19 protein-coding genes are annotated in these 23,238 nt (G+C 51.7%); 17 read left to right on the forward strand and 2 right to left on the reverse strand.

Translation table 11 applies throughout. The features are described from left to right. Positions 1-274 precede the first annotated feature (274 nt). The 5 genes from ACTNDI_RS06525 (at position 275) to ACTNDI_RS06545 (ending at position 5,921) form a co-directional block, all read left to right on the forward strand. The gene (locus tag ACTNDI_RS06525) at positions 275-1,708 is read left to right on the forward strand and encodes an acyl-CoA carboxylase subunit beta (protein ID WP_441100048.1); all 1,434 of its coding nucleotides are present in this window, start codon (positions 275-277) and stop codon (positions 1,706-1,708) included. A gap of 14 nt (positions 1,709-1,722) precedes the next feature. Next, complete coding sequence (locus ACTNDI_RS06530; RefSeq protein ID WP_441100050.1) at positions 1,723-2,544, forward strand: OadG family transporter subunit; 822 nt, start codon at positions 1,723-1,725, stop codon at positions 2,542-2,544. A gap of 85 nt (positions 2,545-2,629) precedes the next feature. Beyond that, a complete protein-coding gene (locus ACTNDI_RS06535; RefSeq protein WP_441100051.1) occupies positions 2,630-3,034 on the forward strand; it encodes a biotin/lipoyl-containing protein in 405 nt (134 codons plus the stop codon). Between the two features lie 40 nt (positions 3,035-3,074). Continuing rightward, a complete protein-coding gene (locus ACTNDI_RS06540) occupies positions 3,075-4,229 on the forward strand; it encodes a sodium ion-translocating decarboxylase subunit beta (RefSeq protein WP_441100052.1) in 1,155 nt (384 codons plus the stop codon). A gap of 276 nt (positions 4,230-4,505) precedes the next feature. Next, positions 4,506-5,921, forward strand: a complete 1,416-nt coding sequence (locus ACTNDI_RS06545) for an oxaloacetate decarboxylase subunit alpha (RefSeq protein ID WP_441100054.1) — start codon at positions 4,506-4,508, stop codon at positions 5,919-5,921. 378 nt (positions 5,922-6,299) lie between these two features. Here the strand turns inward: ACTNDI_RS06545 and ACTNDI_RS06550 are convergent, their stop codons facing one another. Both ACTNDI_RS06550 and ACTNDI_RS06555 read right to left on the reverse strand, forming a co-directional pair. Continuing rightward, positions 6,300-8,786, reverse strand: a complete 2,487-nt coding sequence (locus ACTNDI_RS06550; protein WP_441100056.1) for a cation-translocating P-type ATPase — start codon at positions 8,784-8,786, stop codon at positions 6,300-6,302. Positions 8,787-8,953: 167 nt separating this feature from the next. Beyond that, a complete protein-coding gene (locus tag ACTNDI_RS06555; protein WP_441100058.1) occupies positions 8,954-10,693 on the reverse strand; it encodes an Rqc2 family fibronectin-binding protein in 1,740 nt (579 codons plus the stop codon). 380 nt (positions 10,694-11,073) lie between these two features. Between ACTNDI_RS06555 and ACTNDI_RS06560 the strand changes: the two genes are divergently transcribed. From ACTNDI_RS06560 to ACTNDI_RS06615, 12 genes are all read left to right on the forward strand, one after another. Then, the gene (locus ACTNDI_RS06560) at positions 11,074-11,973 is read left to right on the forward strand and encodes a TIGR01212 family radical SAM protein (RefSeq protein WP_441100059.1); all 900 of its coding nucleotides are present in this window, start codon (positions 11,074-11,076) and stop codon (positions 11,971-11,973) included. Between the two features lie 271 nt (positions 11,974-12,244). Beyond that, a complete protein-coding gene (locus tag ACTNDI_RS06565; protein ID WP_441100061.1) occupies positions 12,245-13,132 on the forward strand; it encodes a YicC/YloC family endoribonuclease in 888 nt (295 codons plus the stop codon). A gap of 103 nt (positions 13,133-13,235) precedes the next feature. Further along, a complete protein-coding gene (locus ACTNDI_RS06570) occupies positions 13,236-13,523 on the forward strand; it encodes a DUF370 domain-containing protein (RefSeq protein ID WP_441100063.1) in 288 nt (95 codons plus the stop codon). Continuing rightward, positions 13,520-14,152: a guanylate kinase gene (gene gmk, locus ACTNDI_RS06575; protein ID WP_441100065.1), complete on the forward strand. Its 633-nt coding sequence runs from the start codon at positions 13,520-13,522 to the stop codon at positions 14,150-14,152. The genes ACTNDI_RS06570 and gmk overlap by 4 nt, the downstream gene beginning before the upstream one ends. Beyond that, positions 14,149-14,418 (forward strand): DNA-directed RNA polymerase subunit omega, encoded by a 270-nt coding sequence (rpoZ, locus tag ACTNDI_RS06580; RefSeq protein ID WP_441100066.1) that lies wholly within the window; start codon positions 14,149-14,151, stop codon positions 14,416-14,418. Before gmk ends, rpoZ begins: the two co-directional genes overlap by 4 nt. A 4-nt stretch (positions 14,419-14,422) precedes the next feature. Further along, positions 14,423-15,784: a 30S ribosomal protein S12 methylthiotransferase RimO gene (gene rimO / locus ACTNDI_RS06585; RefSeq protein WP_441100068.1), complete on the forward strand. Its 1,362-nt coding sequence runs from the start codon at positions 14,423-14,425 to the stop codon at positions 15,782-15,784. A 14-nt stretch (positions 15,785-15,798) separates the two neighbouring features. Next, positions 15,799-16,329, forward strand: coding sequence for a CDP-diacylglycerol--glycerol-3-phosphate 3-phosphatidyltransferase (pgsA, locus tag ACTNDI_RS06590; protein WP_441100070.1), 531 nt, complete (start codon positions 15,799-15,801; stop codon positions 16,327-16,329). A gap of 102 nt (positions 16,330-16,431) precedes the next feature. Continuing rightward, positions 16,432-17,091 carry a CinA family protein gene (locus tag ACTNDI_RS06595; RefSeq protein WP_441100072.1) on the forward strand — a complete coding sequence of 220 codons (660 nt, stop codon included), beginning with the start codon at positions 16,432-16,434 and terminating at the stop codon, positions 17,089-17,091. A gap of 202 nt (positions 17,092-17,293) precedes the next feature. Continuing rightward, positions 17,294-18,727: an amidophosphoribosyltransferase gene (gene purF, locus ACTNDI_RS06600; protein ID WP_441100073.1), complete on the forward strand. Its 1,434-nt coding sequence runs from the start codon at positions 17,294-17,296 to the stop codon at positions 18,725-18,727. A gap of 142 nt (positions 18,728-18,869) precedes the next feature. Next, on the forward strand, positions 18,870-20,486 hold the full coding sequence (locus ACTNDI_RS06605) for a CTP synthase (protein WP_441100075.1): 1,617 nt from the start codon (positions 18,870-18,872) through the stop codon (positions 20,484-20,486). Positions 20,487-20,489: 3 nt separating this feature from the next. Beyond that, positions 20,490-21,704, forward strand: a complete 1,215-nt coding sequence (locus ACTNDI_RS06610; protein WP_441100077.1) for an LL-diaminopimelate aminotransferase — start codon at positions 20,490-20,492, stop codon at positions 21,702-21,704. Positions 21,705-21,923: 219 nt separating this feature from the next. Continuing rightward, the gene (locus ACTNDI_RS06615; protein WP_441100078.1) at positions 21,924-23,135 is read left to right on the forward strand and encodes an NADP-dependent isocitrate dehydrogenase; all 1,212 of its coding nucleotides are present in this window, start codon (positions 21,924-21,926) and stop codon (positions 23,133-23,135) included. Positions 23,136-23,238: the final 103 nt, after the last annotated feature.

The raw sequence follows: 23,238 nt of genomic DNA on the forward strand, positions 1-23,238 counted from the left end.
GCGCGTTTATTACGCACCAGGTCTCGTTTATTTATATGTTCTCAATTTATAAACGTTCAAAAACCGCTCGATTTGATATGCGTATAATATTTTTATGAAAAGTCAATGATTTTTTTGTGAAAAAGCTAACAAAAAGTGAAACGATTTCAGGGCCTTTTTCTATGCCGTGAACAGAATATATCCCGGCCATTTTTGTTGAAATAACAATAAAAACAAGCTATAGTAGTATTTGTGAAAAAATTTGGTTTTTTTAATCATTTATGGAGGTAAAGATATGAGCAACAGTACGCAAAGCGCGGCAAGAACGAGAATTAATTCCCTCCTTGACCCGAGCAGCTTTGTTGAGATCGGAGCCGGCGTCACCGCCAGAAGTACCGATTTCAGCATGTCTGAGAAGAAAGCTCCTTCAGACGGCGTAATCACGGGCTACGGTCTGATCGACAATAACCCTGTATACGTCTACAGTCAGGACGCTTCCGTATTGAAGGGAACTGTCGGTGAGATGCACGCAAAGAAAATCGTAAGGATCTATGAGCTTGCCGTCAAGACAGGCGCTCCGGTAATCGGACTGATCGATTGCGCAGGTCTCCGACTGGAAGAGGCAACCGATGGCCTGAACGCTTTCGGTCAGATTTACATGGCACAGGCGGACGCATCCGGTGTAGTTCCGCAGATCACCGGTATCTTTGGTACCTGCGGCGGCGGTATGGCTATAGTTCCGTCAATGGGTGATTTCACATTCATGGAGTCCGGAAAAGCGAAGCTGTTTGTGAATTCTCCGAACGCTCTTGCCGGCAACAACGAATCTTCCTGTGATACCTCCGCAGCAGACTATCAGGCTTCCGAGACCGGAAATGTTGACGGAACCGGCACAGAGGCGGAGATCATCGCACAGATGCGCGCTCTGGTGAATATGCTTCCTTCTAATAATGAAGATGATATGTCCTACGCAGAGACGACGGATGATCTGAACCGTGTGAGCGCGGATCTCGCAAACTGCATCGAGGATCCGGCGCTTATGCTTCCCCGCATCAGTGACGACGGTGTATTTTTTGAATCCAAACCTGCCTTTGGCCCGGATATGACAACGGCATTCATCAAGCTGAACGGCTATACCGTCGGCGTTGTCGCGAACCGGTCCGCAAAATACGCGGAAGACGGTAGCAAAGAAGAATACGGAAAGGTGATCAGCGCCCGCGGCGCGAAGAAAGCGGCGGAGTTCGTGAATTTCTGCGACGCCTTCTCCATTCCTCTTGTTACCTTCACAAATGTTACCGGCTTCAAGGCGGTGAAATGCTCCGAGAACAACATGGCTGACGCGGTAGCAAAGCTTACCTTCGCATTTGCGAACGCAACGACCCCGAAGATCAATGTCATCACCGGCGAGGCTTTCGGCAGCGCATATCTGACCATGAACAGCAAGTCCATCGGCGCGGATCTCGTATATGCCTGGAAGGACGCGAAAATCGGCATGATGGATTCTCTCGCAGCTGCAAAGATCATGTATGACGGCAAGGACGGTGAGACCATCAAGGCAGAGGCCGCGAAGTACGATGAGCTTCAGAACAGCGTAAAATCCGCCGCGGCTCGGGGATATGTGGACACTGTGATTGATCCTTCCGAGACGAGAAAGTATCTGATCGGAGCGTTCGACATGCTCTTCACGAAGAGAGAGTTCCGCCCGGACAAGAAACACGGCACTGTATAAGAGAGGTTGAAGATATGAAAACAATGAAGAAAAAAATATCTGTGCTCCTTCTCCTGACATTATGCATGACCTTCCTGTTCAGCGCGATGCCTGTATTTGCGAGCGTGGATGAGGACACCGCCTCCCAGTATGTGGATTCGGTTACCTCCTTCCTGAATCAGGTATACACACTGAGCGACGATGATCTGAAGAGCCTTGACCAGAATGGTCAGGGATACTCCGTTCTGTATGATGCCTGGATGGAAGACAGAGACGAGCTTGGAGCATTCAAGAGCGTTGACTCCGTCAGCGTAAATCAGAACGACTCCAGTGACCAGACAATTGTCGTAAACGCGGTTGTTTCCTTTGAACACTACAAATCAGATGTCACGATGTATTTCAACACCGCTGAGACTGTTGTAAATGGAAACATCGTTCCGTCAGGGCTTGTCAATTATGAAATGACGACGCAGTACTCGCTCGGAGAGAAAATGGCTTCTGCAGCTGAGAACATGGCCGTCGGTCTGATCACCGTATTTGCGATTCTGATTATCCTGATTGTTGTGATCAGCCTGTTCCGTTTTATCCCGGATTCAAACGCCAAGAAAGCGAAACAGAGCGCAGGGGCAGCAACCTCAAAAAAAGCTGAACAGCCGGCGGCAACCAGATCTGCGGCCGTTCCGGCTGGCAAAAAAAGCACAGCAGATTCTGCAGCCAGACTTGACGCAAATGATCCCGAGATCGCCGCAGTAATTGCTGCAGCAATTGCAGCTGCCATGGAGGACAATCCTTCCGGAAGCGGATATGTAGTTCGTTCGGTACGCAAGGTCGGTACCAGAAGATGGAAGCGTGTATAAAAGATTTCGTTCTCGTAGAGGAACGCTTGACTGACGTTTAATTACTGACGTTTCATTGACGTTAATTAAGGAGGAAATTCCAATTATGAAGAATTACACAATTACAGTGAATGGTACCGTTTATCAGGTTACCGTTGAGGAAGGCATTACAAATGGTGCGGTTCAGCAGGCAGCACCGGCTCCCGCTGCAGCACCGGCAGCAGCTCCCGCTCCGGCTGCAGCACCGGCTCCCGCACCGGCACCGGCAGCAGCTCCCGCTTCTTCCGGCGCACAGGGATCTACACCGGTTACCGCTTCTGTTCCCGGAAAAATCGTCAGAGTGGATTCTGCTGTAGGTTCATCTGTATCCGCCGGCGACGCGATTGTAACACTGGAAGCAATGAAGATGGAGATCCCGGTCGTTGCTCCGAAGGACGGCACCGTTGCGTCCATTAACGTTGCCGTTGGTGATGCGGTAGAATCCGGTGACGTTCTCGCTACAATGAACTGATTCCCGCAAGATTCTGCACATATCACCCGGAGGTAATAAAATGATAGCAACAACCCTGAACAATCTGATTCATCAGACTGCATTTTTTAATATTTCTTGGGGCAATGTCATCATGATCGTTGTTGCGTTTGTATTTCTGTACCTTGCAATCGCTCATGATTTTGAACCGCTTCTGCTGGTTCCCATTGCATTCGGAATGCTCCTTGTAAACATCTATCCCGACATCATGGCGGCGCCGACGGTAACAGCTTCCGGCTCCAGCCAGGCCGGCGGTCTGCTCTGGTACTTCTTCCAGCTCGACGGATGGTCAATTCTGCCGTCCCTGATCTTCATGGGTGTCGGCGCAATGACAGACTTCGGTCCGCTGATCGCAAACCCGATTTCTTTCCTGATGGGCGCCGCGGCACAGCTTGGTATCTATGTCGCATATTTCCTGGCCATCTTCATGGGCTTTAACGGAAAAGCTGCGGCAGCCATCTCCATCATCGGCGGTGCGGATGGTCCTACCTCCATCTTCCTGTGCGGAAAGCTCGGACAGACCGCGCTGATGGGACCGATCGCCGTGGCGGCATATTCCTATATGTCCCTGGTTCCGATCATCCAGCCGCCGGTCATGAAGCTTCTGACCACAGAGAAGGAGCGCAAGATCAAGATGGCACAGCTTCGCCCGGTTTCCAAACTGGAGAAGATCCTGTTCCCGATCGTTATCACCGTAGTCGTATGTCTGATTCTTCCGACGACCGCTCCGCTTGTCGGTATGCTGATGCTTGGAAACCTCTTCCGTGAGAGCGGAGTGGTTAAGCAGCTGACAGAGACCGCTTCCAACGCACTGATGTATATCGTCGTTATCCTTCTGGGTACTTCAGTCGGCGCGACAACAAGTGCCGAAGCATTCCTGAACGCGGATACGCTGAAGATCGTCGTTCTCGGACTCGTGGCATTTATCTTCGGTACAGCCGGAGGTGTTCTTCTCGGTAAACTTCTGTGCTTCCTGACCCACGGCAGGATCAACCCGCTGATCGGATCCGCCGGTGTATCCGCCGTTCCGATGGCAGCCCGTGTATCTCAAAAGGTCGGCGCGGAGGCAGATCCGACCAACTTCCTGCTGATGCATGCGATGGGACCGAACGTTGCAGGTGTTATCGGTACCGCGGTAGCAGCCGGTACCTTCATGGCTGTATACGGTGTCAAGTAATACCGGATCCTGAAGACAGAAGACGGCCATGCCCCGCAGGCGGGCTATGTGATGTTACTGTTCACGCATCACGAATACAGCCAGTTTGCGAAGGCAACAGGACTGCAAAATCCCTGCCGTGCATAGTTGGGGTGAGCAGTAACATCAGTGATATGAAAATGGTCGCCGTACGATACATTGTATACATGAATACTATAAACTGTATAAGTTTACCCGCAGAACATGACCGGTTACGCGTCATGCTCCGCGGGGACATAACAAATAGGAGAGCTTAGAATGGCTGAAATTGAGAAAAAACCGGTTAAAATCATGGAGACAATTCTTCGTGATGCGCATCAGTCACTGATTGCGACTCGTATGCCCACGTCTGAGATGCTTCCAATCGTAGATAAAATGGATCAGGTCGGCTATCACGCAGTAGAGTGCTGGGGCGGCGCGACCTTTGATTCCTGTCTGCGTTTCCTTCACGAGGATCCGTGGGACAGACTCCGCAAGCTGCGTGACGGCTTCAAGCACACCAAGCTGCAGATGCTGTTTCGTGGTCAGAATATCCTCGGATACAAGCCCTATGCAGACGATGTGGTCGAGTATTTTGTACAGAAATCCGTTGCGAACGGAATCGACATCATACGTATCTTTGACTGCATGAACGATCTCCGCAACCTGGAAACCTGTGTAAAGGCAGCGAAGAAGGAGAAGGGCGCGGAGGCACAGATTGCCCTGTCCTATACTCTCGGAGATTCCTACACACTGGATTACTGGACTTCCAAGGCAAAGGCAATCGAGGAGATGGGAGCGGATTCCATCTGTATCAAGGATATGGCAGGTCTGCTTCTTCCTTATGAGGCAACAGAGCTTGTAACCGCTCTGAAGGAGGCGACGAGCCTTCCGATCGAGCTTCACACCCATTACACCTCAGGTGTGGCTTCCATGACCTATCTGAAGGCAGTTGAGGCAGGCGTTGACATCATCGATACTGCGATGTCACCGTTTGCGATGGGAACCTCTCAGCCGGCTACAGAGGTTATGGTCAAGACCTTCCAGGGCACGCCCTATGATACCGGCCTTGACATGAAGCTTCTGGAGGAGATCGCCGATTACTTCCGTCCGTACAGAGACGAGTGCCTGGACAACGGACTGCTGAATCCGAAGAACATGGGCGTTAACATCAAGACTCTCGTATATCAGGTACCGGGCGGCATGCTTTCGAACCTGACCAGTCAGCTGAAACAGCAGCACGCAGAGGACAAATATTACGATGTTCTGGAAGAGGTTCCGAAGGTTCGTAAGGATCTCGGAAATCCGCCGCTGGTTACTCCTTCTTCTCAGATTGTCGGAACGCAGGCAGTATTCAACGTGATCATGGGAGAGCGCTATAAGATGATCACACAGGAGACGAAGGATATCCTTGCCGGCAAATACGGCAAGACCACGGATCCGGTAAATCCGGAGCTGCAGAAGAAAGCACTCGGCGATACGAAGCCGATCACGCATCGTCCTGCAGATGACATTGCTCCTGAGATGGACAAGCTCGAGAAAGAGGTTGCCGCATACAAGGAGCAGCCTGAGGATACCCTCAGCTATGCGCTGTTCCCGCAGGTTGCCATGGACTTCTTCAAGTACAGAGACGCGCAGAAGACCGGCGTTGACGCTTCCAAGGGAGACAAGGAAGACAAGGCTTACCCGGTCTGACAGGACAGATAGATACCCGGATGCCCCGTGCAGGGCAATCCCGGCAGAACCTGAAAACGAGATAAAACACGCTGCGCGAGTTTTATCTCGCTATCGCGACGCTCGCCGCACACGAATACTTCGCATTCGGCTGCGGCTCACTGTTCGCGTAAATTGATGAGACGAGGGCTGCTTCCCGCATAGCCGGGCAGCAGTCCTCGTTTCCATATAAGTATAAATCCATATAAGTATAAAGAGACCGCAGATGAACCGCCATGAATGATCATGGACTGTTTATCTGCAGTCTCTTCATTTATGTGAATTGTAATAAGGATCCGCCGTGAGAAGCATTCGTCCTGAGAAGCATTCATCCTGAAAATGTATGCTCCTTATTTTCAATCAGGAAAATCTCTCCGAAAAGCGGTCCCTCAGCCGGTTGTATCCGATGTTCACAAGTCTTATGAGCCGGATCAGATATCGGAGGATCGGCTCTGTCGTGATCGAGAAGACCACAAACAGCATGATGCAGCGCATTGACATTCCCGTAATGCCAAAGAAGGAATGGAAGAGAAGGAGGAACAAGGTCATGCCCGCCACACACACCAGCCAGATCGCGGTTTTGTACCGGTCCATCGGCTTGATGATATGGAACAGAATCATGAATCCGACAATTGCCATCAGAATCGCGCAGGCTGTCGAAATATCCACCGAGCTTACATCGAAGACCTCTCCAAATACAACCAGGCTCGCAACAACAATAAAATCGGTGAGCGCAGCCGGCATTGCCTTCAGAAGGACATTACTCATGTATCTTCCGTGGATCAATGTGTGATCCGGAATCTGTGACATCAGGAATCCGGGAAGGCCGATGGTGAACATACTGATCAGGGAGATCTGGGACGGCCTCAGCGGGTAGGTGAATCCGGCGATGATCGAGAAGACCGCGAGCAGCAGGGAGAAAATGTTTTTTACAAGGAAGAGACTTCCGGATCTCTCCATGTTGTTGACAACCTGCCGTCCCTCCATAACGATTTCCGGCATATGCGCAAAATCATTGTCGAGAAGAACGAGCTGGGAGGCCTGAGCCGCCGCGTCAGATCCTGCGGCCATGGCGACAGAGCAGTCCGCGTCCTTAAGAGCGAGAACATCATTGACACCGTCACCGGTCATCGCGACGGTGCGTCCGTGCGCCTTCAGCGCGTGGACAAATTCACGCTTCTGGTTCGGCGTGACACGGCCGAAGACCGTATACCGCGTCACCGCGTCATAGATATCTTCCTTTGTCTTTAGCGTCGTCGCGTCGATGTACAGGTCAGAGTTCGCAATTCCCGCCTGCTTCGCAACCTCGGATACCGTTACCGGATTATCTCCGGAGATGACCTTGACCTCTACATTCTGGCGGTGGAAGAACTGGAAGGTCTTATCCGCATCCTTCCGGATCTTGTTTTTCACGACAACCAGACAGAGCGCGGTAACCTTCCCGGTCAGCTCGTTTCCATCCGGCGTTCCCTGATATTTTCCGAACACAAGCACACGATAGCCCTTCCGGCTCTGCTCCTCAATGGTGTCCTGATACAGGTGGTAGTCCTCCTTCAGGACAAACTCCGGTGCGCCGAGCACATACGCGCCGCTCTGGAAGGTGACGCTGGAATACTTCCAGGCGGAGGAGAACCCGGTCACAGCGAGCGGACGTGCGCCCGAGGTGCTGGTGAAATGATCCTTCATCGCCTGCATCGTGATGTTGTCCGCCTTCTGAGCTGCCGAAAAGTCGCTCAACAGCTCTTCGATGGCCGGTATCGTCGCGTCCTCCTCATACGGCGGGAGTGTGATCACGTCGTTAATCAGCATTTTGTTCTCGGTGATTGTTCCGGTCTTATCGACACAGAGAACATCAACTCTTGCCAGTGTCTCGATGCACTTCATATCGTGCACCAGAACCTTTTTCAGCGCGAGTCTTCCGGTACTGACCGCAAGGGTGACGCTGGAGAGAAGATAGAGACCTTCTGGAATCATTCCGATCACGGCCGCTACCATGGAAGTGATGCTTTCCTGAAGCTCGAGCCCCTGCTGCCAGTAGGACTGATAGAACAGGAGAATTCCGATCGGGACGATACTGATGCCGGCGATCATAACGATCCGGTTCAGCGAACGGATCATTTCCGACTGTTCTCCCTCCCTGGCTGCCTTTGCCTGGGTCGTCAGCTTGTTGATATAGGAGTCCTCGCCGATTTTTTCCAGTCGGGCATAGCAGCTTCCGGATACAATGAAGGAACCGGACATCAGCTTGTCGCCCGGTTTCTTGGAAATCTCATCCGATTCACCGGTCAACAGGGATTCGTTGACCTTCACCTGTCCGTCCACAATAACGGCGTCTGCGGGAATCTGATTTCCCGCGGAAAAAATAACGATGTCGTCGAGGACCAGCTTTTCCGCCGGAATTGTTCTGATCTTGCCGGAACGGACGACTTTTGCCTTTGGAGCGTTCAGGACGTTCAGTTTGTCCAGCGTATTTTTGGCTGCGATCTCCTGCACGATACCAATCATTGCATTCGCGATAATGATCGGCAGGAAGGACAGGTCACGATACGAGCCGGCGATAATCAGGAGTACGGAGAGCAGCAGAAATATTCCGTTAAAATAAGTCAGCGTATTTCCCTTGATGATCTGTCCTACCGTCTTCGAAGGCGGTGCGACCGACCGGTTGTCCCAGCCGTGTCTGGTATATTCCTCAACCTGTTCCTTCGTCAGTCCGGTCTGGATGTCCGCCATATATCGATGCTTCAGTTTTGTACGGACCGGCTGGTCAAAGCCGATATTTGCCGTCGATCTGCCCTTTTTTCGTCCCCTCTTAGAGGAAGAAGAGAGCAATTTCTTTGTATCTGCCATGATATCCCCTTATTCAAATGATTCGAAAATCTGAATGAATAATTATACTTTCCCAATTAACAGTTATCTGAAAACCAGTGCCACAAACTGGAGGTTATCCTGCTGTGATTCCGAGCCACATGCTCTCGAAGGAAACGTTAATGCTTCGTGCTCGAAAAAAGGAACCGCTATACCTCCCTCAAATCGGAAATATCCGGTTCGGCCATAAGCGAGTAGTTCGTGTGGTACAGAACAAATCCCGGCCTTGCCCCGTTGGGCTTGTGAAGATTCTTCCGAAGCGTGTAATCGATTTCTACCTTTGGCGCATTTTTTGCCTTGGAGTAGTAGGCGGCAAGTCTGCCTGCCTCTTCAAAGGTGCGGTCCGGGAGCTCTTTTCCATTTGCTTTGACAATCACATGGGAGCCCGGAATGTCGTTCGCGTGGAACCACCAGTCGCTGCCGGAGGCGATTTTGAAGGTAACCATTTCGTTCTGGAAGTTATTTTTTCCAATGTACATATCAAAGCCGTCAGACGAAAGGTAGTGCAGAGGCTGTGCGGCCTCCTGCTTTTTCTTTCTTCCCGAAGGTCCGTGATGGCGGAGATAGCCGTAGTCTTCCAGCTCCTGCCGGATTTCCTGCAGATCCTTTTCGTCGCGGGCGATCTCCAGAGATGTCGCAATGCTCTCGAGATGCTCCACATCCGCTTCTGTGCCCTTGATCCGCTGCTCCAGTGCTTCTGCGGTTCGCTTGAGCTTGTTGTAACGGTCAAAATATTTCTTCGCGTTCTGTGCAGCAGTCATTGTCGGATCCAGCGGAACCGTGGTGGGTTCGTTGTTATAATAATTGACTGCCTTCAGTTCCTTCGCTCCCGGCGTCAGGCTGTATCCATAGGTATTCAGAAGTTCTCCGTATATGCGATATTTCTCCCGCTTTTCGGTATCATGCATCTGTTTTTCCTGAAGCTGCAGGGTCCGTCCGCTTCGCTCCAGACTTGTCTGAACGACCTTCCGCAGATCAATGGAACGCTGCCGGATCCTGGTTCTGAGTTCCTTCTCCGCGTAATATTGTTCCAACAGTGATGAAATGGTATCGAAGCCTTCCTTCCTGAGATTTCCGTACTGCGTCAGCGGAACAGAAGCATACTCGAAGGGATCTTTTCCTTTATAATAGATTGCCGGCTCAAATTTTTCGTTCTTTACATCGTCCATCATTCGTGAGAAGGTATGATACAGATGTACCCGTTCCGCATCCTGAAGTTCCGAGGCGGAAGCGTCGCTGTCAATGCCGGCCCGGCAACAGATTTCCTCAGCCATGACGGGGGAGATGCCGCGCAGACCGCCGTAGACCGCCTTCATGACAGGCGCATCCTTTGAAAAAACGACTCTGCTGAAATCCTCTTCGCTGATGTCGAGCGGATCTCTTTTGTTCTGTGTCTCCGGAATGAAGTAATCCCTTCCGGGAAGAACCTCGCGGACGGAACTGACATTGAAGGATACCCGCTTTATAGAATCCACAATCTTGTTCTGATCGCTGATCAGGATGATGTTGCTGTGCTTTCCCATGAGCTCGATGACCAGACGCCAACTCCGGAGATCTCCGAGCTCATCTCTGTGCCGGACATTCAGGGAGAGCACACGCTCCAGTCCGGGCTGGGTGACCGATTCGAGAAGTCCGCCGGCCAGATGCTTCCGCAGCAGCATGCAGTAATTCGGCGCGTTCATCGGCGCCTGCTTCCCGGAAGACGTGATATAGACCAGCGGAAGAGAAGCACTTGCCGACAGAAGAAGCCGGTAAGTCTTCGCGTTATTTTTTATCGTGAAGATCAGTTCATCCGGCTCGGGCTGAATGATCTTCGATATATGTCCTCCCGCAAGCGTATGCTCCAGCTCGGAGCGGATATTTGATATTGTGATACCGTCTAAAGCCATATTGATTCCTCGAATTCCTGTCAGCGACGCGCAGGCTTTATACCAACGGGCACCGCAGGGTACTCATCATTCTTCTGTTGTTGTGTTCTGATTGCAAAGCACAGAGCACTTCGCTGTTTATACGATTGCCGCGCCCCGCTTGCAAACCGCAGGACAATCCGCAACATACACAGTTTGCCGCGCCCAGCTTGCGGAACGTAAGGGTTTACAGCATATTATACACAACAAACGAAAGAAATCCAACTGCCTCGCCCGCGTTAATGTGTCAGAATTTGCGCATATGCAAAGAATATCTCCGGGTAATGTTGGATCCACACAGACAGCTGGTCTTGTCAGCCCGCACGCATACTCAAAGAATATCGCAGGGGTGTGATGAAAAGATGAAGATAAGAAGAATATCTGAAGAATTAAAGAAGACCTATGGTCAGAAAATTTACAAGCTGTCCCTTTCGGCGGGATGCACCTGTCCGAACCGGGACGGGACTCTTGGATTCGGAGGCTGTACGTTCTGTTCGGAAGGCGGTTCCGGCGATTTTGCCGCGGATCCCGCTCCGGTAAGAGAGCAGATTGCGGCGGCCAGGAAGAGAATTGATCCGAAGCTCCCGAAGACTCTGGCAATGGAAGACCGCAGGTTTATCGGCTACTTCCAGTCCTTTACCAATACGTACGGAGATACCCGAAGACTTGAACGTATCTTCTCGGAGACGGAGGAGCAGCCGGAAATTGCAGGTCTGTCAATCGGCACAAGACCGGACTGCCTCGGGGACGACAAAATATCCATGCTGAAGAGACTAAACGAACGGAAACCGGTCTGGGTCGAGCTCGGTCTTCAGACCATACATGAAGAAACCGCAAAACGTATTCACCGTGGGTACAGTCTCCCGGTGTTCGAGGATGCCTACCGCCGCCTGAAGGATGCGGGACTTACGGTAATCGTTCATGTCATATTGGGGCTTCCTGGAGAGACGGAGGAGATGATGCTGCAGACCGTCCGGTATCTTTCGTCTCTCAGCCCGCTTCCGGACGGAGTGAAGCTGCAGCTTCTTCATATTCTGAAGGGCACCCGTCTGGCGGAGGAATATCGGATCCATCCCTTTCCGCTCCCGGATATGGAGGAATACTGCAGGCTCGTCGTAAAATGTCTGAAGATCCTTCCGCCGGAGATTGTCATCCACCGGTTAACCGGGGACGGACCGAAGAAGCTTCTCCTCGCGCCGCTGTGGAGCGCCGACAAGAAGCGGGTTCTGAATATGATGAACCGTCTCATTGAAGAGGCCTGACAATACACCTGTCTATTTTCGGTAATCCGAATACAATTTGACACAACAGCGGGAATTGACTTATACTTAACCTGTATTTGTGTGTTCAGATACGGACGCGGCCGCACGGACAGATCTGTGCGACAGCAGCCGGAACGCCCGCATCCGTTTTTGGCATGTGACGGCACACAATTTGTGCGCTGGAAAAGAGCGAGAAGATTGCATACATGTTTTTTGCATATAACGGCGCACAAATATGTGCAAGGAAGATTACCCGAAAGGTAAAGAGGATATGTCCGAAAAGATTTACAGCATGACCGGCTTTGGCCGGGCGGAAGCCCAGAATGACCGATGGAAAATCAGCGTTGAACTGAAATCGGTTAATCATCGCTTTCTCGAACTGAATGTCAAAGCCCCGAAAAAGTTCAGCGCATTTGAATCGAAGATCCGCACACTGATCAAGGAATACGCGCAGAGGGGCAAGATCGATATTTTTATCACCTATGAGGATTTCACAGAGGGCAACGCAACTCTGAAGTACCACCCGGAGCTTGCAAAGCAGTATATGAACTTTGCGGAGGAGATCGAGAGAGACTTCTCGATTCCGAATGATCTCACGGTTTCAAAGATGATGAATCTTCCCGATGTTCTGACAATGGAAGAGCAGGAGATGGACGAGGATGAACTCTGGAAGGATCTGGAGAACGTCATCCGCGAGGCAGCGGAGAACTTCCGGCATTCCCGCAATCTGGAGGGGGAGAATCTCCGCAGAGATCTTCTGTCCAAGCTCGATGAGCTGGAAGCGGATGTGGACAAGGTCATTGAACGGGAGCCCATGATTATCGCGGAATACCGCAATCGTCTGGAAGAGAAAACCAGAGATCTGCTTGAGGATTCCCAGATCGATGAAAGCCGCATCGCGGCAGAAGTGGTTCTGTTTGCGGATAAGATCTGCACCGATGAGGAGACGGTCCGTTTGAAGAGTCACATCCAGAATATGCGGGACACGCTTATCCTCGGAACCGGAATCGGGAGAAAGCTCGATTTTCTGGCACAGGAGATGAACCGGGAGGCGAATACCATTCTCTCGAAGGCAAACGATCTGGAAACCTCGAATACTGGTGTGGATCTGAAGACCGGTATTGAAAAGATCCGCGAACAGGTGCAGAACGTGGAGTGATCTCCCGGAACATGGCGCGGGTGCTTATATCTTTCTGTTGTTTTTTTTGTACTGCAAGGATATAATGCAAGAAGCCTGAAAGTGCAGGGCACGGAGGTGTTTTATGGCACGTTTGATCAATATCGGCTTTGGAAACGCGGTGAATACCGACAAGGTTCTTGCCGTCGCGAGTCCGGTGGCAGCGCCGATCAAGCGCATGGTGTCACACGCCCGGGATAACGGGCTTCTGATTGACGCGAGTCAGGGACGCAAAACCAAGGCGGTTCTGGTCCTGGAGGACGGCAGGATTCTTCTGTCCGCTCTGCAGCCCGAAACAATAACGCGCCGTTTCAACGCCGGCAGTGATTTTTCTAATGATTTATCTGATGAAAGGACCGATGATCTGTCATGAGCAAGGGAATACTGGTGATTCTTTCCGGTTTTTCCGGATCCGGGAAGGGAACTCTGATGAAGAGGCTCCTGGAGAAATATGATAATTACGCGCTTTCTGTGTCGGCGACAACCAGAAGCCCGAGACCGGGCGAGAGGGACGGCGTTGACTACTTCTATAAGACCGAGGAAGAATTTTCCCGGATGATCAGAAATGATGAATTTCTGGAGTATGCGCGCTATGTAAACCATTCCTATGGAACACCGGCGGCATATGTGGATGAGCAGCTGAACCTTGGAAAGGATGTCATCCTGGAGATCGAGATTCAGGGTGCTCTGAAGGTCAAGAAAAAGCGGCCTGATACCGTGCTGATCTTCGTAACGCCTCCGAGCGCCGAAGAGCTGGAGAGACGGCTCACCGGCAGAGGGACGGAAACGCAGGAAGTGATTCAGCAGCGGATGGCCCGGGCGGTCGAGGAAGCTGAGAGCATGGAACATTATGATTATATTCTGGTGAATGATACCGTTGAGGAATGTGTCGATCAGCTGCATCTGCTGATTCAGTCGCAGCATCTGCAGACCAGTCATCAGAGAGATTTTATCCGCGAGATCCGCGGAGAGCTGAAAGAGAGAGAGGAGCACAGAAAATGATACATCCTTCCTATGTGGAAATGATTGAGAAGATTAACAAGGGTCAGGATCAGGAGGAAGCGCCGCTTGTCACAAGCCGTTATTCCATCGTCCTTGCGACCTCCAAGCGCGCGCGTCAGCTGATTGACGGTGCCGAGCCGAAGGTTGCGGCTGTTGACCGGAACGGAAAAGAGAGAAAGCCGCTCTCCATAGCTGTGGATGAGCTCTATGAGGGAAAGGTCAATATTCTCCCGCATGAAGAGGAAGATGATGACGCAGCCGAATAATTCAATGAAGATTTTATTTATCTCTCTTGGCTGCGACAAGAATCTTGTGGATTCCGAGCGCATGCTCGGCAAGCTTGCCGGTCATGGCTACGAGATGACGGACGACGAGACCGAGGCGGATATTATCATTATCAATACCTGCTGTTTTATCGATTCCGCAAAGGAAGAGAGCATTCAGACGATCCTGGATATGGCCCGGTATAAGACCGAGGGTCGCTGCACCGCGCTGATTGTCACCGGATGCATGGCGGAGCGCTACCGTCAGGAGGTTCTGGACGAGATCCCCGAGGTTGACGCGATCATCGGAACGAACAGCTACAACAAGATCGAGGATGCGATTCTTCAGGTCGGAAACGGGATACGGCCGTCGATTCTGGAGCCCCTGAACGGGATTCCGGAAGACGCGGATAAACGGATCATGACAACCGGAGGCTTTTATGAATACCTGAAAATCGCCGAGGGCTGTGACAAGCACTGCACCTACTGCGCGATCCCGGGAATGCGGGGTCCCTACCGGAGTGTTCCCATGGAGGATCTGATCCGGGAGGCGCGTCAGCTCGCGGAGGACGGAGTGAGGGAACTGATTCTCGTGGCGCAGGAGACGACCCGGTACGGAATCGATCTGTATGGAAAGAAGTCTCTTCATATCCTGCTAGAGAAGCTTTCTGAAATCGACGGAATCCGATGGATCCGGATTCTGTACTGCTATCCGGAAGAGATCTACCCGGAGATGATTCAGGCGATGAAGACACTTCCGAAGGTCTGCCATTATCTGGATCTTCCGATTCAGCATTCCAATGACGAGATCCTGAAGCGGATGGGGCGCAGAACCAGCCATGATGATCTGGTGCGGATCATTGAAAATCTTCGCCTCGAGATTCCGGACATCGCGCTCAGAACCACTCTGATCACCGGTTTCCCGGGAGAGACCGAGGAGCAGCATGAAGAGGTCTGTGATTTTATCCGCGAGATGAAGTTTGACCGTCTCGGTGTTTTCACGTATTCTCAGGAAGAGGGAACACCTGCCGCATCTTTTGACGGTCAGATCGACGAAGAAATCCGGAAAGACAGACAGGACCGTCTTCTTACTCTGCAGCAGGAGGTATCAAAGCAGCGGAATGAGAATCTGATCGGCCGCACGCTGGATGTCTTCATCGAGGGCTACATGAGCGATGAAAATGCCTATGTCGGCCGCACCTACGCGGATACGCCGAACATTGACGGATTGATCTTCATTCAGACTCCGGAAACGCTTAATACCGGGGATTTTGTGAAGGCGACCGTGACCGGCGCTCTCGAATATGATCTGATTGGTGAACTGATCGACGAGGATACCATGGATCTTCTGAGCAAATCAGAGGGATGAGGGAGGAAAACGATATGAATTTACCCAACAAGCTGACCTGTCTTCGGATGGTTATGATTCCTTTCTTCGTGATCTTTATGTATCTTCCTCAGAACTGGGCCAGATATATCGCTTTGATTATTTTCATCGCGGCCAGTCTGACAGATACTGCCGACGGCTACATTGCCAGAAAATATAACCTGATCACGGATTTTGGAAAGTTCATGGATCCTCTGGCGGATAAGCTTCTGGTCTGCACGGCTCTTATTCTGTTTGCCGGATCCGGTGAGATCCCTGCATTTGTCGTGGTCATCATCATCGCAAGGGAGTTTATCATCAGCGGTTTCCGTCTGGTCGCCGCGGACAATGGTATTGTCATAGCCGCCAGCTACTGGGGCAAGGCGAAGACGATCTCACAGATGGTCATGATCATTGTGATTCTGCTGAACATTCCTTCGTGGAGAATGTTTGAGATCGTATTGATTGTCATCGCGACTGTGCTCACTGTCATTTCTCTTCTGGATTATCTGATCAAGAACAAGGCGGTACTCGGCAATCAGAAATAATTCTGTGTCATTAATAAGAGATCATTCTGTGTCGTTTATGAGAGATTATTCTGTCTCTTTGAAAGAAGAGCGGACTGTAGAGGAGGCCTGAGAAATCCCGGTATGAATCATCTTGATGATGCTGTTGCGAAAAAAAAATCCTCTAGGGGTATGGATAATGTTTCGACGGATAATACAGATAGTATTTCCGCGGATAATACGGATAATCTTTCCATGGACAATACAGACACTGTTTCGACGGATAATACAGATAGTATTTCCACAGATAATATGGATGATACCGGATATTCTTCCGCTGCGGAGAGACTGGTGGCAGTTCTCCGGGAGCGCAGGCTTCTGATCACAACGGTGGAGTCCTGTACCGGAGGAGGCATTGCTTCCGGAATCATCGATGTGCCCGGCGCATCGGATGTACTGAAGGAGGCTTTTATCACGTACTGCGACGAGGCGAAGCACAAGCTCGTGGGAGTGAAAAATAAGACGCTGCGCAAATACACGGCAGTTTCCCCTCAGGTTTGCCGACAGATGGCAAAGGGCGGTGCCAGGACGGCAAAAGCGGATCTCTGCCTTTCCGCCACCGGTGTGGCCGGTCCGGGTGGAACAGAGGAATTTCCGGCAGGTCTTGTCTATCTCGGCTGCTGGTTTGACGGCAGATGCGAGGTCAGAAAATACAATTTCACAGGATCCAGAAACGAGGTACGCAGACAGGCGGTGAGAGAATCCTTGAATCTCGCGCTTTCCTGTCTGGGAGTCGCTCCATAAGTTCTGACTCACTGTCTGCGGGGGATCTTTCCTTCCCCGGCGGAGGGTGAGTTTTTCGTTTGTAAAATATGCTTTTCTTTCGGTTGATCCATTTTTGCATTTTAGCGAACTTGTGCGATTACTCCGCAGAGAATATGTAGTATAATAGAGTGGTTTTATTTTTGCTATTCACTTTTCACACAGCAGAAACTGGAGGAAGCTGATGACAAATTATGAATCAGGCTTAAAAGAGGAGTGCGGCGTGTTCGGAATCTATGATCCGGACGGCGGAGATGTCAGCAGGACCATCTATTTCGGTCTGGAAGCTCTGCAGCACCGCGGACAGGAGTCCTGCGGCATCGCGGTGTCCAATACCAACGGGCCGAAAGGACGTGTGAATTCCTACCGCGGACTGGGGCTCCTGAACGAGGTGTTTAAGGGGGATGAGCTTCAGAACCTGAAGGGGAACATCGGTGTCGGCCATGTCCGTTATTCCACTTCCGGCGCGCTCAACGTGAACAACGCACAGCCGCTTGTCCTGAATTACATCAAGGGTTCGCTCGCTCTGGCGCATAACGGAAACCTTGTCAATGCCTATGAGCTTCGGGAACAGATGGAGAACACCGGCGCGATTTTTCACACGACCATTGATTCCGAGGTCATTGCCTACTGCATTGCCCGGGAGCGGGTCAAATCGCCGAGCATTGAGGTTGCGGTCAAAAGGGCTGTGACACAGCTCAGAGGCGCTTACGCACTCGTCATGATGAGCCCGCGCAAGCTGATCGGTGTCCGGGATCCGTGGGGACTGCGTCCGCTGTGTATCGGAAAGAGAGACAGGGCTTACATTCTTGCCTCCGAAAGCTGTGCTCTTCATTCCATTGACGCGGAATTTATCCGCGACGTGAAGCCGGGTGAGATCGTCACCATCGATAAGAACGGAGAGATTCATTCCGAGTTCATGGATTGCGTCATTCCGAGAGAGAAGCAGGCGCGCTGCATCTTCGAGTATATCTATTTTGCCCGTCTCGATTCAAAGATTGACGGCATCGCCGTCTATGACGCGAGAATCCGCGGGGGCGCATCTCTCGCAAAGACCTACCCCGTAGACGCAGATATCGTTGTCGGCGTACCCGATTCCGGACTGGCAGCCGCACAGGGCTACGCGATGGAGTCCGGCATACCGTTCGGCATTGCTTTTCACAAGAACAGCTATGTTGGCCGGACGTTTATCAAGCCCAGTCAGGATGAGCGTGAATCCAGCGTCAAGATCAAACTGAGTGTCATAAAGTCCGTCATTAAGGGAAAGAGAGTTGTTCTTGTAGATGACTCGATTGTCCGTGGCACCACGATCACCAATCTGATTCACACGATGAAGAAATGCGGAGCGACGGAGGTTCATGTGCGGATCAGTTCACCGCCATTTCTTCATCCCTGCTATTTCGGTGTTGACGTGCCGTCCAACAAGCAGCTGATCGCTTCGCAGAATTCCACAGAGGAAATCCGCCGGCGCATCGGCGCAGATTCGCTGGGGTATATGCAGATCGGCGAGCTTCAGGACATGGTGGGCGACCTTCCGATCTGTAAGGCATGTTTTGACAGCAACTATCCCATGGAGGTTCCGGACCATGAGATCCGCGATGCCTTTGAAGGCAGCTGAGCATCGGCGAGGTGCCTGATACCGTCCAATTGATCAATAAACAGCCCTGCTGCAGGCGGCGCCATAAATATTTCTGGCTTCGCGGAAAGGGGCGCAACCATATATACGCTGCGGCACGCATGCCCGGCAGGAGGAGGAGTGAATGTCTGTTAAATATGTTTTTGTAACCGGCGGCGTTGTATCCGGCCTTGGAAAGGGAATTACGGCTGCTTCACTGGGAAGGCTTCTGAAGGCCAGAGGCTACAGTGTCACCATGCAGAAGTTTGATCCCTACATCAATGTGGATCCGGGAACCATGAACCCGATCCAGCACGGTGAGGTTTTCGTCACCGACGACGGAACAGAAACCGATCTTGATCTGGGGCATTATGAGCGCTTTATCGACGAGAACCTTGATCACAATTCCAACGTGACCACCGGTAAGGTATATTCCACCGTTCTGCAGAAGGAACGCCACGGCGATTACGGCGGCGGTACAGTTCAGGTTATTCCTCATATCACCAATGAGATCAAAAGCCGGTTCTACCGCGCGAAGACAGAGGATGAAGAGAAGATCGCCATCATCGAGGTCGGCGGCACGGTCGGCGATATCGAGAGCCAGCCGTTCCTTGAGGCGATCCGTCAGTTCCAGCATGATATCGGCCATGAAAACGCCATCATGATCCATGTCACCCTGATTCCTTATCTGAAGGCTTCCGGAGAGCTGAAGACCAAGCCGACGCAGACTTCTGTAAAGGCTCTGCAGAGCATCGGAATCATGCCGGATATTCTGGTATGCCGTTCCGAGTACCCGCTCAGTCAGGGGCTCAAGGACAAGATTGCCCTGTTCTGTAATGTTCCGAGCAGCCATGTTCTTCAGAATCTGGACGTGGAATATCTCTATGAGGCGCCGCTTGCCATGGAGAAGGAGAATCTGGCCGACGTTGTGCTTGAATGTCTGCATCTCTCAGACCCGGAGCCGGATCTCTCCGACTGGACCGATATGGTAGAGTCCCTCCGGAATCTGAAGCACCATGTCACCATAGCCCTCGTCGGGAAGTACATTGCCCTTCATGACGCTTATCTGAGCGTTGTCGAGGCGTTAAAGCACGGCGGAATCAAGAACAGCGCGGAGGTAGATCTGACCTGGGTCGACTCCGAGAAGCTGAATCGGGATAATGTGGCTGAGGTTCTTGGTGATGTAGATGGCGTCATTGTTCCCGGCGGTTTCGGCGGCAGAGGCGTTGACGGAATGATTGCTGCCGCAGAGTATGCACGGACACACAAGATTCCTTACCTCGGTCTCTGTCTCGGAATGCAGGTTGCAATCATCGAATACGCAAGGAATATGTGCGGATATCACGACGCCCACAGCATTGAACTTGATCCTGACACCATGCATCCGGTGATCGCCCTTATGCCCGATCAGAATGATGTCACGGATCTTGGCGGCACCTTAAGACTCGGTTCCTACCCCTGTGAGCTGAAGGAAGGCACCATCGCGAGAGAGCTGTATGGATCCAGCCTGATTCACGAGCGTCACAGACACAGATATGAGGTCAATAACGACTACCGCAAGCCGCTCACGGACGCCGGCATGGTGCTCTCCGGTATTTCACCGGACGGCCACATTGTGGAAATGATCGAGCTTAAGAAAGAGGATCATCCGTTCTATATCGGAACCCAGGCACATCCTGAGTTCAAGAGCCGTCCAAACCGCCCGCATCCGCTGTTCCGCGGATTTGTAGCCGCCGCATTAAAATACAGAGAGGAGAAATAACCGATGTTTAAAGCAAATCAGAATTACCTCCGACTTCAGGGAAGCTATCTTTTTTCCACCATCGCGAAGAAGGTCGCGGCTTATACCGAGGCCAACCCGGATGCGAATATCATCCGTCTCGGGATCGGCGATGTCACACAGCCGCTTGCTCCGGTCATTATCGACGAGCTTCACAAGGCTGTAGATGAGATGGGCAGGAAGGAGACCTTCCACGGTTACGCTCCGGATCTCGGATATGCTTTCCTCAGGGACGCCATTGCAGGTGAGTACAAGGGAAGAGGCTGTGAGATCAGCGCAGATGAAATCTTTGTTTCGGACGGAGCCAAGAGCGATTCCGGCAACATTCAGGAAATTTTCAGTGAGGACGCGAAGGTTGCCGTCTGCGATCCGGTTTACCCGGTATATGTGGATTCCAACGTCATGGCAGGCCGCTCCGGCGAGTGGATTCCTTCCGAGCAGAGATACTCCAATTTCATCTATATGCCCTGTACCGAAGCCAACAATTTCACACCGGAATTTCCGAAGGAAAATCCGGATATCATCTACCTCTGCTATCCGAACAACCCCACCGGAATGACCATCAGCAAGGCTCAGCTTCAGGAGTGGGTGGATTACGCAAACCGGATCGGAGCCGTCATCCTCTACGATGCCGCCTATGAGGCATACATTACAGAGAAGGATGTTCCCCATTCGATCTATGAGTGTGACGGAGCGAGGACCTGTGCCATCGAAATCCGCAGCTTCTCCAAAAATGCCGGTTTCACCGGTGTCCGTCTCGGCTTCACTGTTGTTCCGAAGGATCTCCGTGATGCGGACGGCGTTTCTCTCCACGATCTCTGGGCAAGACGCCACGGCACCAAGTACAACGGCGCTCCCTACATCATTCAGAAGGCGGGCGCAGTCGTCTTCACACCGGAAGGGCAGAAGGAAATCCGCGAGCAGGTGAGCTATTATCAGAAGAACGCCCGTGTCATCTATGACGGACTGAAGGATGCCGGATACACTGTATACGGCGGAGTGAACGCTCCGTATATCTGGCTTAAGACACCGGACAACATGACCTCCTGGGATTTCTTCGATCATCTTCTCGAAGATGTTCATGTCGTCGGAACACCAGGTTCCGGATTCGGTCCGAGCGGCGAACACTTCTTCCGTCTGACGGCATTCGGCACCTATGAGAAGACCGTGGAGGCGATTGATCGTATCAAGTCCATGTAATAACGAAGGATCCGTCAGGAATCTTCACGGACGATGATTCCGGGACAGACACAGGCAAGAGGGATGCGAAACCGGATTCAGCGCACGCATCTCTCCGGATACCGCATGAACGGAACGCACAGAATACGCATCCTGCGACATGCCGTGTAAACGGAACGCGCAGGATGCACCCCGCAGAATATCGCGAAAGAATCCGAAATAGAAGGCAGGTACAATATAATGGGAAAAATTCAGATGAAGACGCCTCTCGTTGAAATGGACGGAGATGAGATGACCCGGATCCTGTGGCAGATGATCAAAGATGATCTGCTCACTCCGTATATTGATCTCAAGACCGAGTACTATGACCTCGGGCTGAAGCACCGCGATGAGACGAACGACCAGGTCACCAGAGATTCCGCCGAGGCGACAAAAAAATACGGCGTCGCCGTAAAGTGCGCGACCATCACACCGAATGCCGCGCGCGTTAAGGAATACAATCTCAAGGAGATGTGGAAGAGCCCGAACGGAACCATCCGTGCCATGCTGGACGGCACCGTGTTCCGCACACCGATTATCGTAAAGGGAATTGAACCGGTAGTCCGCTGCTGGAAAAAGCCGATCACCATCGCCCGTCACGCTTACGGAGATGTCTACCGCAACGTAGAGATCCGTGTTCCGAAGGCAGGTAAGGTTGAACTGGTGTATACCTCCGACGACGGTGAAATCACGAAGACAGAGCTGGTTCACAAGTTTGACGGACCGGGTGTCGTACAGGGCACACATAACCTGGATGATTCCATCACAAGCTTTGCCAGAAGCTGCTTTGATTTTGCGCTCTCCAGAAAGGAAGATCTCTGGTTTGCCACAAAGGACACGATTTCCAAGACCTATGATCACCGCTTCAAGGATATCTTCCAGGAGATCTATGACAACGACTACAAGGAAAAATTTGAGTCCTGCGGCATCACCTACTTCTATACATTGATCGATGACGCGGTTGCCCGGATCATGAAATCGGAGGGCGGATTCATCTGGGCCTGCAAAAACTACGACGGAGATGTCATGAGTGATATGCTGTCCTCCGCCTTCGGTTCCCTCGCGATGATGACCTCTGTTCTGGTATCCCCGCACGGATATTTTGAGTACGAGGCTGCTCACGGAACCGTTCAGAGACATTATTACAAGCATCTGCGCGGCGAGGAGACTTCGACGAACTCTGTGGCCACTATTTTCGCATGGAGCGGCGCTCTTCGCAAACGGGGAGAGCTGGACAAGCTCCCGGAGCTTGTCGATTTCGCGAATAAGCTTGAGAAGGCAACCATCACCACCATTGAGTCCGGAAAAATGACCGGAGATCTCGCGAGAATCACAACACTTCCGAATGTGAAGACGCTGAATTCCGAGGATTTCATCCTCGCCATCCGCGACACACTGGACTCCATGCTGTAAATACTTACACGGAAACAGGAACAGCCGCTGTGCAGAGTTCTGAACAGCGGCTGTTCCTGTATTCCACAATCATCTTTTCATTCGGGCCATTATAGAATTCATT

Source organism: Bilifractor sp. HCP3S3_D3 (assembly GCF_052063915.1).
Lineage (GTDB): Bacteria > Bacillota > Clostridia > Lachnospirales > Lachnospiraceae > Bilifractor.